The organism is Neobacillus sp. DY30, from assembly GCF_030123065.1.
GTDB lineage: Bacteria > Bacillota > Bacilli > Bacillales > Cytobacillaceae > Neobacillus.
In genome coordinates, this window is sequence record NZ_CP126093.1 from 4,244,748 (window position 1) to 4,261,458 (window position 16,711).

Sequence of the window (16,711 nt, forward strand, 5' to 3'; positions counted from 1 at the left end):
TCCCCCAATGAAATTAATTCATAGACTCTTCCAGCTTTTGATATACTTCTTGTAATTTTTCAATGGATACCCCACCATCTAGGGCGGTTAGAAGACTTACATAGTAATCATCTGCCTGCTGCTCTATTTGGCCGATTACTTTTTCGAATTGGTCAGATACAATACGGGCGTAGTATGCAGTTAGTTTGTCGCCTTCAAATTTCAAATAATGATCCGCAGGGACATTTAACACTTGATATAGCTCATCACTCATTAACTTCTTTTCATTTTTTTCAAAAAACGACTTTGGATTTTTAAAATAAGATAATGCTTTCGTAAACAGCTGTTTGTTTAGATCGCTAAAAGCCAAAGGAAACTCGATTTCCCCTTCATGTTTCAGCTCAAAAGGTGCAAATGATAAGTCTTTATTAATATCCTTCATGCTTCGCGTTAGACCTGTATAATAGTCGGTTAAAACCTTCCCAGCAAAAGTGTCCAGTCTGACCGTCGTTGCTCGGAGCTCCTGGGCAAAATCGAAACCTATACTTTCTAAAAACTCATCCAAAGCCGCTTGTAATGCCTTTTTCAAATTTCTTCCATCATCACGCAGTACAGCTGGATTAAAGGCTTCTTTGAAAAAATCACCAAAACGGAGGAATACCCTTTGTTTAATATAGTAAAGAAGTTCTTCACCTTCTTGGGTCATTCGTTTTTGTGCACCCACTGCTGTTTGTTTTTGAAGGTAAGCTTTAATCATTGCTTTTTGCTGTTCGATTTCGGTGCGTTTTTTGTCCTTTACAGATTGGTCTTCTTTAGAATTATCAATTAATTTTCCGACTAACTCATGTACACGATTTAATTCATTACCTGCTGATGTCAGAGCCATTTCTGTTAAATCATTTGAAATAAAATGATAGAAATCACCTTCAAACTGTCCCATGCCTGATTTTACAGCTGTTTTCGGCTCCAATTTTTCCTTTAGCGCTAACAAACTAGATAACGGATAGAGATGTGGTTTTCGTATCCCATATTTTATTAATTGTTCTGTTACATATTCCTCTACGGTTTCCTTCTCTTCCTCATTTTCAGCTAAGTCAATTGCATTGATAATAAAGAACATTTTATCGAGCTGGAAGGAATCCTTTACCCGGCCGAGCTGAATTAAAAATTCCCTGTCCGCTTTTGAAAAGGCATGGTTATAATACGTAACAAACAAAATCGCATCGGAATTTTTAATATAATCGAAAGCTACCCCTGTATGGCGGGCATTTATTGAATCAGCCCCTGGTGTATCAACGAGGGTAATGCCTTTGCGAGTCAATTCACAATCATAGTAAAGTTCAATCCATTCTACAAAGCACGACTTTTCTTCCAATGCCACGAAATCAGCAAATTCGGTTAAGTTTGTTTCTACTATTGTTCCAAGCTGCTTTCCATGGAGGAGGAAACCTTTTTTAAATGCTTGTAAAAATGCATAGTGTGTCTTTTCGGCTACACCCTCATGCCCCTTATCAAGCATAACCTTATCAATTTCTTTCACTGCACCTGCTAAAGCAGTAGTCTGCAAATTAAATAACTTTAATGAACGATTTAAATCCTCGAGCATGGCGTTTTCTTCCTTGAATTTCACCAGGACCGTGCCGTGCTGAAATTGTTCGGTTACCGGTTTGATTTTATTTATCGCCGCTGTTGTCGGATTAGGAGAAACCGGAAGTACCTTTTCTCCCATAAGTGCATTGGCAAACGAAGACTTCCCTGCACTGAATGCACCGAATAACGCGACTGTAAAACCTTTGTGTGCCAGACGGTCTGCCTTGTCTTTCAATTCCTTCGAAAGCTTTTGGAAACCTGGAAGACTGTCTATTAGCATTGCAGATTGCTCTAAACGAGCTACCATACTTTGTACTTGGCTTCTTGCTTTTTCCGTTTCATTTTTCTTAGTTATATTTGTTTCTTCCTTAATCACTCGTGAAAGCTGCTTATTCTTCTCAATAGCATCAGGCATTGTAACTGACTGACCCTTTATAACTTCTGCGTCCTCTTCTTCCTGATTAAAAAGTAAATACTCATCTACTTTGTCTTCTATTGATTCATGTAATAAATTCACTACTGCTGATTCTTTAACTGCGGTTTCTTTTTCAAACTCAGTTATTTCCGATAGTGAAATAACATAATTTTCAATGTTTTGGAGCTCTTCTTGATACATATCTTTTAATTTCTCTGTTTTTGCTGCTAATACTGGCATAAGAACATTTTTAAAATCTAACACGGCATCTCTTACTAATTTTTTGATTCCATTTGCCAAGTCCTCTGTGTAATGAAGCACATATTCACCAGAAACTCTCGCACCTTGCTTAACTGTTTGAACAATTAAATCGATTGGAACTTCGACAGAAAATGATTGTGCTTTATTTTGTAACTCTTGGTCGTCTAAACTATGGTTTTTTAAGATAGCAATCAGGTATTCACGCAAATGCCATTCAAGCTGTGATTTTGTTTTCTCTACCAGGTCCTGGTAAAGTCTGTCAAGACGGGCATTCTTTTCTTCTAACGTCTTTTGTTTTGAAAAAAGGAATCCTACCTTAAATTCAGGCTGAGAGGCTTCAAGAAATGCCTCTGCTAACTCTCTTGTTTGAAATGGCATCAAATAGGCATTATTCAAAATCTTAGCTATTTCTATGTCCACTTCTTTTTCAGTTTCCTCGATCCCTTTTTCAAGTGTCTTCAGGTTTGTGCTGATGGATTGATAGGTTTGTGTGAGTTCCTTTTTTTCGTCCTCAGGCAGCTCATCTAAAACTTCAAAAAATGGCTGGAGTTGATCTTCTCTTTTATTCCGGTCTTGTTCTACATGATCTTGTGCTATTTTTTTCAGTGAATAAAAAATGGATTGCTGTAAAAGATGATCCTTATTTTGCAATTTCTGTGCGATAAAAGCTTTTAATTCACTAAATTCATTTAGTTTATGATCTTGGTACTTTAATGAAGTATAAAAGATACGTGCTGGCTTAACTCCCCATGCACCGAAGGAGTCAGTGACGCTATCTTGAAATTGGCGGAACGAGAGCTCCTCTTCTTTGTGTTTATCCACTTGGTTAATAACAAGATAAACCTCTTTACCTGCTTCCGTTAACTCTTTTGTAAATAAAAAGTTTAGCTCCGCTTGGACATGGTTATAATCCATCACGTATAACACTAAATCTGCAAGATGAATGGCTGATTCTGTTGCCACCCTGTGTGCATCATCAGCTGAATCGATGCCCGGAGTATCCATAATTACCGTATTAGCAGGAAGTTGGGAGTCCGCATGACTGATTTCGATTTCTTCGATCTGGTCTCCATCCTTGCAGTAATTCTTTACTAATTCATAATCATACGGTGCTAAGTACACCCGGGGCTTTTCATTTTTGAAAAAAACCTTCGCGTATTCCTCCCCCGACTTTACCTTTACGAGGTTCGCACTGGTGGGAATCGGGCTCGATGGCAGCAAATTCTCGCCGACCACTTTGTTAATCATCGTTGATTTTCCCGCCGAAAAGTGACCGCAAAATGCAATCATAAACTCCCTATTTTGGAGTTTCTTTGCTAACTGCTTTGTTTTTTCTGCATTCTCAGTATCACCGTTTTTGATAAGGTATTCATATAAAGCAAGGATTCTGTTTTTAAGTGAAGTGATAGTTTCTTGCTTATTAGCCGTTTGCACCATAGTCTTTTCCCCTTGTTCACAACTTTGTAATATTTTATATTTTATACGATAATTCAAACTTTTCCTATCGTGAAAACTTAATTTGTTAACATAATATTCACTTCTTTTATTTTATTCCTTAGGTACAATTAATGAATACAGGAAGGAAGTGGAATATGGCATATAAGGAACGAACCGAGTCAGATGAGTTAAAGAATTTTAGATCTTTGGATAATCGTATGATATTACCGAGTAAGGAAAAACAAATCTATTCAAACATAGAAAAAGGATACGAAGGTGAGGTGAAGTTTGATAAGTATACTGAAGGGCTGAATTCAAGTAAGTTTCTGGTATTGAATGATTTACAGCTTGAGACCAATTCTACGAGCTTTCAAATAGATTCATTTATCATCAGCCAAGGGACCCATTTTCCTTGTGAATTGAAAAATTTTGAAGGAGACTTTTATTATAAATCCGACCAGTTCTTTGCAATGAATAATACTGAGATTCAGAATCCCCTTGACCAAATAAAGAGAAGCGGTACATTGATGCGGCAAGTTTTACAAAAGATTAAATACTCTACTTCCTTAAAATCAAACGTCTTCTTTGTCAATCCCACATTCACCCTCTATCAAGCACCATTGGAGAAACAAATTATTTATCCCACTCAGCTCGCTAAATTTTTCGAGGAATTAAATGCGAGAACGTCTACTCTTACTGATGACCACTTTAAGCTAGCAGAATATTTAGTGAAGGAACATAAGCCAGGCTCTCCCTACAGCCGGTTACCACCTTATACTTATGAAAATTTGAAAAAAGGGATAACCTGCCGCTCTTGCTATTCCTTTTCCGTTAAGGCGGGAGAGACTAAAATTGTGTGCAATGTGTGTGGCTGTATGGAGAATGTAGAGGATGGGATACTGCGATCTATTAGGGAGCTGCAGCTTCTTTTTCCAAACATAAAAATCACAACTAATTTGATATTTGAGTGGTGCAAGGTAATTGGATCTAGGAAACAAATTAGGCGGATATTAAAAATACACTTTAATGCATTTAGAAGGGGGAAGTATACCTATTACGAGTAAAACTTCACCATCTAATTTCCAATAAAAATTCTATAGTTACCCAAATCCTTTTTCAGCTTGATTTCGGTCGATATAAGAGCTCTATAGGTACCCGAACCCTTTTTTCAGCTTTGCTTCGGTCACTATACGAGCTCCCAAGTTAGAGTTTCGGCAAACTCTTGGTTAATAAAGCTACCTTTTTCATTTTCACACCATGTTCAAATTTCAAAAAAAATAAGCCAGGGAGTCATCCTTGGCTTATTACAAAATTCTTTAATGCGTTACATTTTTTAAGACGTGCTTCATGACGAATGCGTATATGAATACAGTTCCACCTACAAGTGCAAAAGCCATATTAACACCTTCCTATCCGCTCAACTGTGATGAGAATGATTTTCATTCTACTTTAGAAATAGAATATCACAGCTGATAATCATTTTCAATACAGAAAAGTTAATTGTCATATTTATTTAACAATTTCGGCAAAAACCGATTACAGCTTCCAAAGCTTCCTTCGTATTCTGTGAGTTCCCGCAGTGCTTTTTCCTCCGCTGGTATTCTGATTGACAGCACGAGTATATTTAATATCGTGAACAAGCAAGCTGTTATGTATGCACCAAACATCAATGGTACGACCAAAAGTTCTATAGAGACAACCAAATAATTGGGATGTTTAATGAAACGGTAAGGTCCCCTTCTAACAACCTCAACATTAGGTAATACAATAATTTTCGTATTCCAATAACGCCCAAGCGATGAAAGTGCCCAGAATCGAATAGTCTGCGCACAAACAAACAATGCTGCAAACAACGGCCAGAAAACAGAAACCTCACGAGAAAAGGTCATTTTCTCAAGAAATAATACAACAAAAAACAGCGAGTGCATCAGTACGATAAATTGATAATGCTTCATACCAAATTCTATAGCACCCTGTTCCTTCAGCCACTTCTCATTTTTTCTTGCAATAACTAACTCAAGTAATCGTTGAAATATTAAAACGGAAATAAATATAAAAAAAGGAATCATTCTTTACCCCCATTTCAGTAAAAGCAGTTCTGAACTAAATCCCGGACCTAGAGCGGTGCAAAGTCCATAGCTCCCCGCTTCCCCGCCCATTTCCATAAATCGCCTAAGGACATACAAGATGGTCGCAGAAGACATGTTCCCAAATTGCTTCAATACATCAAGGGAAATATCTGTCATCGAGGCAGGTATTCCTAATGATTGGATATATGCTTCAATGACTTTTTTCCCTCCAGGATGTGCAATAAAATGGTCAATTTCAGACAGTTGGAGCCCATTCTCACTCAAAAATTTACTTACATTAGGTTTTAGCCATTCCTCAATAATACTCGGAATATCTTTCGAAAATACGACAAATAATCCCTGATCCTTTATATCCCAGCCCATGACATCTAAGGAATCTGGCATTAATGTTGATTGAGTACTAATAATGGCTGGAGCTGTCTTTTTAACGCAAAGAATATCAAGGTTTACCTCATTACCGCAAACCAACGCACAAGCCACTCCATCAGCAAATAGAGAAGTTCCTATTAAGTTACTCTTTGAAAAGTCATTCCGTTGAAAGGTTAAACTGCAGAGTTCTACCGAGAGCACCAAAACTTTCGAATCGGGGTAAGCTTTGCAATATTCAAAAGCCCGCGATAATCCAGCAGCACCTCCAGCACAGCCAAGCCCCCAAATAGGAATTCTTTTTGTGTTCTCCCTAAATGGCAATAGGTTCATGATTCTTGCCTCAATGCTGGGAGTCGCCATTCCGGTTGTTGAAATAAAAATTATCGCGTCAATCTCTTCACATTTTATTTCTCTTGTTAAAAAAATCTGGTTTTTAAGACAGCTCTTAATTGCCTGCACACCGAGTTTTACAGCAGATTCAATATAAGCATCGTTTTTTTCTGCAAAAGAATGATCTTCTCTATACCAGCAAATATCTTTAACGATGTGTCTTTTTTCAATTTGTCCGTTTTGGAAAGCTTTAAGCAGCCTTTTGATATCCTTAAACCGCTCTGAAAAAAGCTCTCTAGCGAAGTCGATTGCTTGCTCTTGTTTAATTTCAAACTCTGGAATCGCTTCTGCTACTGAAAGTATCGTTGGCATTGGGTTATTCTCCTTCAATCTAGGTAATGGTATTTTTACCAAAATAAGGAGAAATATGTACAAAAAAAAGCTTCCCTGCTAGAGGGAAGCCAACGTTTTGAAGGTTGTTGTTGTGCTCTTTGATTATAACTGAAATGCAGCAGCTAAATCATTACGCAAACTTTTCCATTTTTCTTAAAGGCCTTCAAAGTCTTTTCAGTTCAAGAAATAAAAAGTGCCTGATTAAAGCACTTTACCACCATTACTGTTTTTCTGACTGGGACTGAACCTCAATTTTGATCTTTTTATCAGCTAATGCCCCACAGACTTTACAATACACGATCTGGTTATAGAGGAGACGGCATGGTTCACAGTAATATTTTTCCATTCATAACACGCTCGCTTCTCAAAATTTAGATACATTTATATCATTCTATTTAAAAATTTCAAAATTGTGTCAACTATTAAAAAAACAAGCTTTTTTCACTATAACAAACATAATCAATTACTTTTATCACAGGTATTAAGTGATAGTTCACAATTTAGCCACAAGAACCCTGCTGTTATTGTGATATAAATCACTGTTATATCAACTTATTACTATTATCATAGTATTTATCTAAGGAATGAACATTTTGTGAAGTGCCAATTTTGTTATTTTTTCTACACAATTGTTTTGTATTATGAAAGAGAACTTATTATTTTAATTTAACTATTCTGAAGGGAGTCTTGGGGGATGGCGAAAGCGGAATTGAAAACAAACAAAAAAACAGAAATTGAAGACAGCTCTTCTCTTAAAGGGACATTAGCGTCCGTTTTCTTTTTGGGAATCTTTATAGTTGTCACTTGGGTAAGTGTCTACTTCTTATTTTTAGACCGTTTTTAGAGAGGGAAAGGGGAAAATACCATGCATATGCATAAGTTTGAAAAAATTTGGCTCATATTCGGTGTAGGCGCACTAATTGTTTTCTTATCAGTTGTAGGAGTAAGCGCTTTTTATTTAGGAAACAAGCCGCCAAGTTGCTTAACTACCATTGATCCAAAGAAAGTTGATACTCAGGCTCCTTTCGATAAGCCCGGATTAAACAAGGTTGAGGGAAAAGAATGGGACTATGAATTAGTGTATGTCGCTTCTGCCTTCTTCTACAATCCTGGGGAAGTAGAAGTACCGCTTGGAGCGAAAGTAAAAGTTATTGCGACGACTAAAGACGTTATACATGGTTTTCAAGTAGCTGGAACGAATATCAACATGATGCTTGAACCAGGTTATGTAAACGAGATTGTCACAACGTTCGATAAAGAAGGCGAATACTTAGTGGTTTGTAACGAATACTGTGGTACAGGTCACCACTTAATGAGTTCTAAGATAAAGGTGGTTAAATAATGAGCAGCCAAACAACAAAATTAAAAGTTGATCCGCGTGATGGAAAGCTTGCGATGGCACACTTTTATGTTGCCTTTATTGCTCTTGCTTTAGGCGGTCTGATGGGCCTCTTACAGACCCTCGTCCGTTCAGGCAAATTTGAGCTTCCATGGGGCATTGATTACTATCAGGTTTTAACTGTCCATGGTGTTTTGATGGGGCTTGTTTTAACAACATTTTTCATCATGGGATTCCAATACGCTGCTGTCAGCCGTACAGCCGGAACCCATTCTCCAACTGCAAGACGAATTGGCTGGATCGGCTTTTGGGTTATGACAATCGGTACCATTATGGCAGCAACCATGATATTACTTAAAGAAGCATCTGTTCTTTATACATTCTATGCTCCACTGAAAGCTCACTGGATTTTTTACTTAGGTATGACCTTCGTAGTTGTGGGAAGCTGGCTTGATGGGGCTGCCCAAATTATGACATATGCTAGATGGAGGAAAGAAAACCCTGGTAAACCCAGCCCATTGTTAAGTTTTATGGCGATTATAAATACAGTAATGTGGATTGTCGCTACAATAGGGGTAGCATCAACTGTATTATTCCAGTTACTTCCATGGTCACTCGGATTAGTAGATACAGTTGATGTCCTTGTCAGCCGTACATTGTTCTGGTATTTCGGACACCCGCTTGTTTATTTCTGGTTACTTCCTGCATATATGTGCTGGTATGCAATTATACCAAAAATTATTGGCGGGAAAATTTTCTCGGATTCTTTAGCACGTCTATCCTTTATACTGTTTTTACTGTTCTCCATTCCAGTTGGTTTCCACCATCAATTGACGGAGCCTGGAATTGATCCAGCATGGAAGTTTTTACAGGTTATTTTAACGTTTATGGTTATTATTCCATCGTTGATGACAGCATTTTCTTTATTTGCAACCTTTGAGAGATTTGGACGCTCTAAAGGGGCAACTGGACTTTTTGGCTGGTTCAAAGTACTGCCTTGGAATGACGCACGTTTTACGGTTCCATTTATCGGGATGGCAAGCTTTATCCCTGCCGGTGCAGGTGGTATTATCAACGCTTCCAACCAAATGAACCAGGTCGTTCATAACACGATTTGGGTAACAGGTCACTTCCATTTAACAGCTGCAACCTCTGTTGTTTTAACGTTCTTTGGAATTTCTTTTTGGCTGGTTCCGCATTTAACTGGACGTAAATTAACAAAAGCGATGAACAAATTAGCTATTATTCAAGGCTGGGTTTGGTTTATCGGCATGGCCTTTATGTCAGGTGCTATGCACTTCCAAGGTCTTCTTGGCGGTCCAAGGCGCTCTGCTTACTCTACTTATGGGGATTCAGCGCAGGCAATGGAATGGATTCCTTACCAAATTGCACAAGCGGTTGGCGGATCTATTTTATTCCTTGGAATCATTTTAATGATTATTATCTTTGTTAACCTAGCATTCTTTGCACCTAAAGGAGAAGAAGAATTCCCTGTTGGTGAAGCAGAGAATCTAGAAGAAAAAGCACCAATGATATTTGAAAACTGGAAATTATGGCTTGGTATTACTGCAGCCCTAATCCTTTTCGCTTACACCATACCGTTTATCGATATGATTCAAAATGCACCTCCGGGCTCTCCTGGATTTAAAACTTGGAATTCCTGGTAATATTCAAGAAACAAGAAAAGGCTTCATTTATGCTGAAGCCTTTTTTGTTTATGCCTTTAATTGATATACTTTGCGATATTTCTCATACAAATAATCGATTAGATATTGAGCATTTAAGCCTTCTCCTGTTACATCATGAAGAATTTCTAATGGCTTTTTCTGCTTGCCATATTGGTGGATTTTATTCTTCAGCCAGTTCTTGATCGGCAGCAAGTTCCCTTCCTCTAACAGTTGGTCAAAGTTCGGCAAATCTTCCAGCATTTTCTTCTTAAACTGGGCAGCATACATGTATCCCAGCGCATATGAAGGAAAATAGCCGAAACTTCCCCCTGCCCAGTGTACATCTTGAAGTACACCTTTTGCGTCATTTTCTGGAGTGATGCCCAGATATTCTTGATACAATTGATTCCAAACTTTCGGCAGGTCCTTTACCTCGATTTGACCATTAAATAGACCTTTTTCAACTTCATAACGAATAATAATATGGAGAGGATATGTTAATTCATCTGCTTCAATTCTAATCAGCGATGGCTTTGATTCGTTTATAGCTCGGTAAAAATCCTCAATGGAAACATCATCAAATTGTCCTGTTGCATATTTCTTTAGTAGCTGAAAGTTATTTTTCCAAAAGGGAAAACTGCGGCCAATCATATTTTCGTAGAATAGGGATTGGGATTCATGTATACCCATTGATGTTCCAGTACATAAAGGCGTACCAATCAAATTTAAAGAGATATTTTGTTCGTATAACGCATGACCGCCCTCGTGAATGGTACCGAAAACAGCTGTACGGAAATCGTGCTCATCATAATTGGTTGTAACCCTTACATCTCCTGGATTTAATCCAATAGCAAATGGATGTACCGTCTCATCGAGTCTGCCGGCGTCGAAGTTATAGCCCATTTTAGCAAGAATCTCCAAGCTTAATGCCTTTTGTTTTTCCTTTTTAAAGGTTTTAAACAGGAAGTGTGTTTTGAGTTTATTAGGAGAATCGGCAATCTGCTTGACCAGCGGTACGATTTTCTCTCTTAGGTCTCCAAAAACTTTGTCAAGGATTTCTACGGTCATACCAGGTTCATATAAATCTAATAAAACATCATATGGATTTCCTTGATGACCCCAATATGTAATAAAACGTTTTGTGGCTGCAACCAATTTCTCTAAGTAAGGTCTGAATAACTCAAAATCCGAATTTTCCTTTGCCTGTTCCCAGACAGATTCTGCTTTGGATTGAAGAATTACATATTCCTTGTATTCGTCTGCAGGAATTCTTTTGTTCCGTTCATATTCTTTTTTACATTCCTGAAGGATTTTTGCTGTCTTTTCAGATAGTTTATTCTTCGAAAGTGTTGCTATATATGCTGCCATATCTTCAGAGGTAGACATTTTAAAAACTTCAGAGGAAAGCATGCCAATTACTTCAGACCGCTGATCCATTCCCTGCTTTGGTGCCCCCGTCCTCAGGTCCCAATAAATCAAGCCTAGCGCTTCATTATAGGCACTCATTTTCTTAACATATTCTAAAAACTTCTTCTCAAGCTGCTCTGGAGTCATTCTCATCATAAATCCCCCTTTGTAATAACCATTTAAATTTTATCATATTTTTCAGATAATAGTGTAAATGAAGATGAGAGGAGCAAGCTGAATGAAAGAATTGGTAGGTCATTGCATCACATGTTCAAAGGAAATTTTTTGTTTAGAAGGTTTTTTTAACGGAGTACTAGCAGATGATCGCAAAATGTACTGCTACGAATGCTACGAATCTAATAAAAAAAGTCCGCAAGAATAATTCCTGCGGATTTTTCGATTGACTAGTCTTCGTCTACTGCTAAATCTTTCACTGGAAGCTTCTCTTCTTCGTTATGTGTTGGCTTACGAAGATTAAAAAGTGCCTTTAGACTGAATGCAAGTAACACAACAACACCAATTAAGAATATTGTATCTGGAACTGCACGCCATGTTAAAATGGTTTGGACAATATCCTTTTGAAGGAACTCAGCTGAACGAGACACTGCATAACCATGATCATACGCGTCTTTTAATTGAATAATTCCTACTGGAAGCAGTGAAACAAAAACCATTCCTGCAAGACCGACGTTAAGTGCAATACAGCTGATTTTCACCCATTTATCGTTCCAAGCCTCTGGTTTAACGATATTTCGCAATGAGTACAATAGAACTGCACAAGCAAACATACCGTATACACCCATCATTGACCCGTGTCCATGGGCAGGCGTTAAAAATTGTCCGTGCTCTAAGAAACTTACAGCAGGCAGGTTGATTAAGAAGCCCAATACCCCTGCTCCAACTAAGTTCCAAATTCCAACAGAGATTAAGAACCAGAAAGTACCTTTATATGGGAAGTTATTGCCGCCATCTTTCATTACTTTGTAATGCTCATAAGCTTCTAGAATTAGCAGCGTTAAAGGAATAACCTCCAGCGCAGAAAAAACAGCACCAAGCGCAATCCAAATTTCAGCGGACCCGTTGTAGTAGTAATGGTGTCCAATACCGATGACGCCGCTTCCTAATAATAAGATTAATTGAAAATAAAGTGCTTTTACTGTAGAACTCTTTGTGACAAGCTTCATTTGAACCATTAAGAATCCAATAACTACTACTGCAAATACTTCAAAAATACCTTCTACCCATAAGTGAATAATCCACCAGCGCCAGTAGTCAGCAAAGGTAAAGCTAGTATCAGGGTTAATTAATAAAGCAAAGATGTAGAATGCGGGTACAGCGATTGCGGAATAGAATAATAAGTGAATGAGTCCCCCTTTATCACTTTCACGCTTTAAGCCGCTCTTGAGTCCTCGATATACAATAAATAGCCAAATGAGCATTCCTGCTATTAATATAATCTGCCATAAACGTCCTAACTCAATATATTCCCAGCCAGTGTGACCAAGGAGAAACCAATTGTTTCCTAAGTAGCCATTTGCCCCCAGCCACTGCCCGATCATACTTCCAGCAACGAGAACAACTAATGCCCAGAACAAAATATCTACCAATAGTCCTTGCTTCTTAGGCTCGTATCCACCAACAAGCGGTGCTACATAAATACCCATACCTAACCATGCTGTTGCAATCCAAAAAATTGCAAGCTGCAAATGATAGCCTTTTGTGATATTAAATGGAAGAATATCATGAATCCACTTTATTCCAAAGAAACCATCTGGTTCAATATAATAGTGAGCTAATAATGCTCCGAGCATAGCCTGTACAAAGAATAATGTCAAAACGATAACAAAATATTTTCCAGTTTTAACTTGTGACAGTGTTAGTGGAATTTTCTTCAGGTCTATTTGCGGGAAGTCCCCTTCTTTATATGCCTTTTCCATATCTAAATGATAACGGTAGAACACCCATAATATAATCCCAATAAAGAGAATTAATAACGTTACACTGACACCGCTCCAAAGGATCGCAGAGAAAGACATTTGATTACCTGCGTCTTCATAATATGGCCAGTTATTTGTATACGTGATTTCATCCCCTTGGCGGACAGTGCTTGAAAGCCACGCAGTCCAGAAGAAGAAGTCTGCAATTTGTTCAATCTGATCACCATCAGCAACATAGGCACGATCTTTTTCTGGCATATCTGATTCTTTAATCAGATTCTTCTTTAATCCCCAGCCATCACCTTTAGTAAAAATTTCTTTATAGTATTCTCTCACTTTTTCAAGTCCAAAAGCTTGAGCATTTGTTAAGTCCATTGTATCCGTTCCGCTGTCATAACGATTTTCACGCATTTCTTTGATGACATTATTTTTGATTATAGACTTTTCTTCATCAGATAAGGAAGAATAGTTGCTTTCAAACTTTTCATTAGCTCGATAATCTTGCATTCCTTCAGTATATATCTTTAAAGCCTCAGCCGTATAATCAGGACCCATATATGATCCATGACCTAAAACAGTCCCATAATCCATTAAACCATATTTTTGAAAGACTGCTTGTCCCCCCATAATGGTTTCTCTTGTAAAAAGCACTTCGCCTTTTTCATTCGTAATTTCTAATGGTCTCGGTGCCTGCTCCTTAAAAATCCAATAGCCGCCAACCAATAAAACAGTAAAACTTAGCAATATAGTAATAATCAAAATAGATTTTAACAATGCATTTCGATTCGCCTTTACTACTTTATTTGTTTTTGTCCCCCGCTGTATTTCCATTTCTGTCATCCTTTCTCGTTTCATTACCTTACGTATTCTATCGTTCACAAGATAGTCACAAAGTGAAACTCCTCATGATTAGGTTGTGATTTTTACCACAAACCAGCTGAGAATTATTTTCAATAAAATTTTCTAACTATGATGGAGGTCACATAATTACATTTCGATCACTGCTAAAATGAAGGTAATCAAGAATTACTAATATGAAGGTGATGTTAATGAAGCAAGAGGACATAAAAAAAAGATTATCAGACGTCCCTCTTTTCAAAGAGTTATCGAATAAGGAGCTGGAACCCTTTATAAATATTGCATTGACCCGCTTTTACAAACAGAAGATGTATGTGTTTATGCAGGATGATCGACTTGACCGTGTATTTTTTATTCATTCAGGAAAAATCAAAATCTATAAAACTGATTTTTCTGGGAAAGAACAAATTGTTTCGATACTCGAACCTGGTGAGATGTTTCCACACGCAGGTTTTTTCCGAGAAGGAAATTTTCCAGCCCATGCGGAGGTGTTAGAAGAGGCAAATCTTATTGTCATTCCTATAGACAAATTTGAAGAAACGCTTATTGCCAATCCAGAACTCTGCATCAAGCTTTTTAAAGTGTTAGGAGAAAAAATTGTAGACCTCCAAGGAAGGCTAGAGGCACAGGTCCTTCATAATACCTTTGAACAAATTGTTTTACTTCTTATTAGACTTTGTCAATCTAACGGTGAACAAGTTGGCAGCAAATATCAGTTAACAACGCAATTTACAAATCGAGAGCTGGCAAACATGATTGGCACCTCTAGGGAAACAGTCAGCAGAACCATCAACCATTTAAAAAAGAAACACTACATTAATTTGTGCGAAGATGGCTTCTATCTAATTGACCGCGATGCCCTGGAACAGGAATTATTCTATTAAAAATCATTCAAGGAGCTGTTAAAAATGGAACAGAAGATTATCGAGCTGGATGTCAGAGAAGATTTAAAAAATAAAGTTGAACCATTCCAAAAAATTATGGAAGCCGTTAAAGAAGTAAAAGATAATGATATTTTTATCCTCCATGCACCTTTTAAACCCGTACCATTGTTTGCTGTCCTAAAAGCAAAAGGCTTCACTCATGAGGCAGTGGAAATTGAGGAGAAGCACTGGAAGGTTACTTTTACCAAGAATGCCTAATTACTTGTTAGAAAGGTGATTAATATGATTTTAGATAATAGAGGGTTAGAACCGCCGCAGCCAATGATGCGGACCCTTGCAGCCTTGGAGAATTTAGATAAGGGTGAAGTACTAACAATTATTAATGATAGAAGACCGATGTTCCTATATGAACAGCTTGAAGAACTTGGCTACAAGCAAAGAACAGAACAACAAAACGACGGAAGTTTCAAAATTGAAATCTTCCGATAAGAAGGTGAAAAATTATGCTTCCTCAGACAATGGGAAGTGAAACAAATATTAAGCTTCCATTCTCATTTATTATATTTAGTTTACTAGCACTAGTGGTATCACAGATCCTTATCCTAGTGAATGGACAAATGGTTGTGAATGGCAGTTTTCGAATACCAGCGATTTGGTCAGCCGCACATTTACTGGTTTTAGGCTGGGCTCTAATGGTGGCAATGGGTGCGATGTATCAGCTTGTACCCGTGGCTTTCTTAACCCCCATTTGGAATGAGAAATTTGGGTTTATCCAGTTTTTTGTTACTGCTATTGGTATCACTTCATTTTCCTGGATGTTATATATCTCGCCACAAAACGCTATGATTCCAGGAATTCTTATGCTGCTCGGTATTTTAATGTTTTTATTGCAAATGTTGATGACCCTCAAAAAACAGGCAAAACCAAATATCCTGACCGCATTTGTTGGAACTGCACTTGTTTGTTTATTCTTAACGATATTCTTGGGAATCACATTGATTTATTCATTACAAACAGGATTTGGTGCTGCATACTATCAAGCTATTTTTAAAAGCCATCTTTTAATGGGCGTAACAGGTTGGTTCACACTATTAATTTTTGGTTTTTCTTATAAAATGGTTCCTATGTTTTCATTATCACATGGGTTTCCAATGGTACATGCTCGATTTGTATATGGTCTTTATGCTGCCGGTCTAGTGATTTCATTACTATCATTTTTCACCGGAAATGAAACGCTATTAAAGGCAGGATTTTTCTTACTGTTTGCAGGTTTTTCCCTATTTAGCTGGCATATCTCTATCATCATTAAGAAGAGGCTGAAGAAAAAACTTGATCATTCATTTACATTTGCTTTAGTGGCAATTGGATTAGGGAACATCATTCATCTAGCAGCCTTCATTGCAATATGGAGTGAACAAAATTCAGCCCTGATGGGTCCGTTTATTTACTTGTATTTATTACTGTGGATCGTCCTCAGTATTATGGGATATTTATACAAAATTGTTCCGTTCCTTTGGTGGACATATAAATACAGTAAGGAAATCGGAAAAAAATCTGTACCATCCTTAAAAGATATGATGAATGAAAAAATTGTCTTTCCTTTATTTTCACTATTTGTAATTGCCGTATTTCTTGTATTCTTTTCAATCGTTTTTGAAACCATACTAATTTTTAATATTGGACAATTTACCGTTTCCCTTGTATTTATCCTAATTGCAATTAGTATCCTTAAAGTCTTAAAAAAATAAAGAGGTG

The 16,711-nt window shown here is 37.4% G+C and carries 14 protein-coding genes; 9 read left to right on the forward strand and 5 right to left on the reverse strand.

What is annotated here, in order from left to right:
* Positions 1 to 13: 13 nt before the first annotated feature.
* Complete coding sequence (locus tag QNH29_RS20890; RefSeq protein ID WP_283861243.1) at positions 14 to 3,682, reverse strand: dynamin family protein; 3,669 nt, start codon at positions 3,680 to 3,682, stop codon at positions 14 to 16.
* Between the two features lie 155 nt (positions 3,683 to 3,837).
* Between QNH29_RS20890 and QNH29_RS20895 the strand changes: the two genes are divergently transcribed.
* The gene (locus QNH29_RS20895) at positions 3,838 to 4,746 is read left to right on the forward strand and encodes a nuclease-related domain-containing protein (RefSeq protein ID WP_283861244.1); all 909 of its coding nucleotides are present in this window, start codon (positions 3,838 to 3,840) and stop codon (positions 4,744 to 4,746) included.
* Between the two features lie 432 nt (positions 4,747 to 5,178).
* Here QNH29_RS20895 and QNH29_RS20900 read toward each other — a convergent pair whose 3' ends face one another.
* Together QNH29_RS20900 and QNH29_RS20905 are read right to left on the reverse strand one after the other, a co-directional pair.
* Positions 5,179 to 5,751, reverse strand: a complete 573-nt coding sequence (locus QNH29_RS20900; protein ID WP_283861245.1) for an isoprenylcysteine carboxyl methyltransferase family protein — start codon at positions 5,749 to 5,751, stop codon at positions 5,179 to 5,181.
* A 3-nt stretch (positions 5,752 to 5,754) separates the two neighbouring features.
* A complete protein-coding gene (locus QNH29_RS20905) occupies positions 5,755 to 6,843 on the reverse strand; it encodes a type III polyketide synthase (RefSeq protein WP_283861246.1) in 1,089 nt (362 codons plus the stop codon).
* Positions 6,844 to 7,558: 715 nt separating this feature from the next.
* Here QNH29_RS20905 and QNH29_RS20910 point away from each other — a divergent pair.
* Genes QNH29_RS20910 through QNH29_RS20920 form a run of 3 tightly spaced genes read left to right on the forward strand, consistent with a single transcriptional unit; the run spans position 7,559 to position 9,870 of the window.
* On the forward strand, positions 7,559 to 7,708 hold the full coding sequence (locus QNH29_RS20910; protein WP_283861247.1) for a cytochrome c oxidase subunit 2A: 150 nt from the start codon (positions 7,559 to 7,561) through the stop codon (positions 7,706 to 7,708).
* A 21-nt stretch (positions 7,709 to 7,729) separates the two neighbouring features.
* Positions 7,730 to 8,206, forward strand: a complete 477-nt coding sequence (locus QNH29_RS20915; protein ID WP_283861248.1) for a cytochrome c oxidase subunit II — start codon at positions 7,730 to 7,732, stop codon at positions 8,204 to 8,206.
* Positions 8,206 to 9,870, forward strand: a complete 1,665-nt coding sequence (locus QNH29_RS20920) for a b(o/a)3-type cytochrome-c oxidase subunit 1 (RefSeq protein ID WP_283861249.1) — start codon at positions 8,206 to 8,208, stop codon at positions 9,868 to 9,870. The genes QNH29_RS20915 and QNH29_RS20920 overlap by 1 nt, the downstream gene beginning before the upstream one ends.
* Before the next feature lie 48 nt (positions 9,871 to 9,918).
* Here the strand turns inward: QNH29_RS20920 and QNH29_RS20925 are convergent, their stop codons facing one another.
* Complete coding sequence (locus QNH29_RS20925) at positions 9,919 to 11,430, reverse strand: carboxypeptidase M32 (protein WP_283865698.1); 1,512 nt, start codon at positions 11,428 to 11,430, stop codon at positions 9,919 to 9,921.
* Positions 11,431 to 11,515: 85 nt separating this feature from the next.
* Here QNH29_RS20925 and QNH29_RS20930 point away from each other — a divergent pair, with 85 nt between their 5' ends.
* Positions 11,516 to 11,659, forward strand: a complete 144-nt coding sequence (locus tag QNH29_RS20930) for a hypothetical protein (protein WP_283861250.1) — start codon at positions 11,516 to 11,518, stop codon at positions 11,657 to 11,659.
* A gap of 22 nt (positions 11,660 to 11,681) precedes the next feature.
* On the opposite strand, the gene QNH29_RS20935 is transcribed toward QNH29_RS20930, so the two are convergent.
* Positions 11,682 to 14,045, reverse strand: a complete 2,364-nt coding sequence (locus QNH29_RS20935) for a nitric-oxide reductase large subunit (protein ID WP_283865699.1) — start codon at positions 14,043 to 14,045, stop codon at positions 11,682 to 11,684.
* A 218-nt stretch (positions 14,046 to 14,263) separates the two neighbouring features.
* Here QNH29_RS20935 and QNH29_RS20940 point away from each other — a divergent pair, with 218 nt between their 5' ends.
* Genes QNH29_RS20940 through QNH29_RS20955 form a run of 4 tightly spaced genes read left to right on the forward strand, consistent with a single transcriptional unit; the run spans position 14,264 to position 16,704 of the window.
* Positions 14,264 to 14,956: a Crp/Fnr family transcriptional regulator gene (locus QNH29_RS20940; protein ID WP_283861251.1), complete on the forward strand. Its 693-nt coding sequence runs from the start codon at positions 14,264 to 14,266 to the stop codon at positions 14,954 to 14,956.
* A 24-nt stretch (positions 14,957 to 14,980) separates the two neighbouring features.
* A complete protein-coding gene (locus QNH29_RS20945) occupies positions 14,981 to 15,214 on the forward strand; it encodes a DUF2249 domain-containing protein (protein WP_283861252.1) in 234 nt (77 codons plus the stop codon).
* A gap of 24 nt (positions 15,215 to 15,238) precedes the next feature.
* Positions 15,239 to 15,445, forward strand: a complete 207-nt coding sequence (locus QNH29_RS20950; RefSeq protein WP_283861253.1) for a DUF2249 domain-containing protein — start codon at positions 15,239 to 15,241, stop codon at positions 15,443 to 15,445.
* 14 nt (positions 15,446 to 15,459) lie between these two features.
* Positions 15,460 to 16,704: a hypothetical protein gene (locus QNH29_RS20955; RefSeq protein WP_283861254.1), complete on the forward strand. Its 1,245-nt coding sequence runs from the start codon at positions 15,460 to 15,462 to the stop codon at positions 16,702 to 16,704.
* The last annotated feature ends 7 nt before the right edge of the window (positions 16,705 to 16,711 follow it).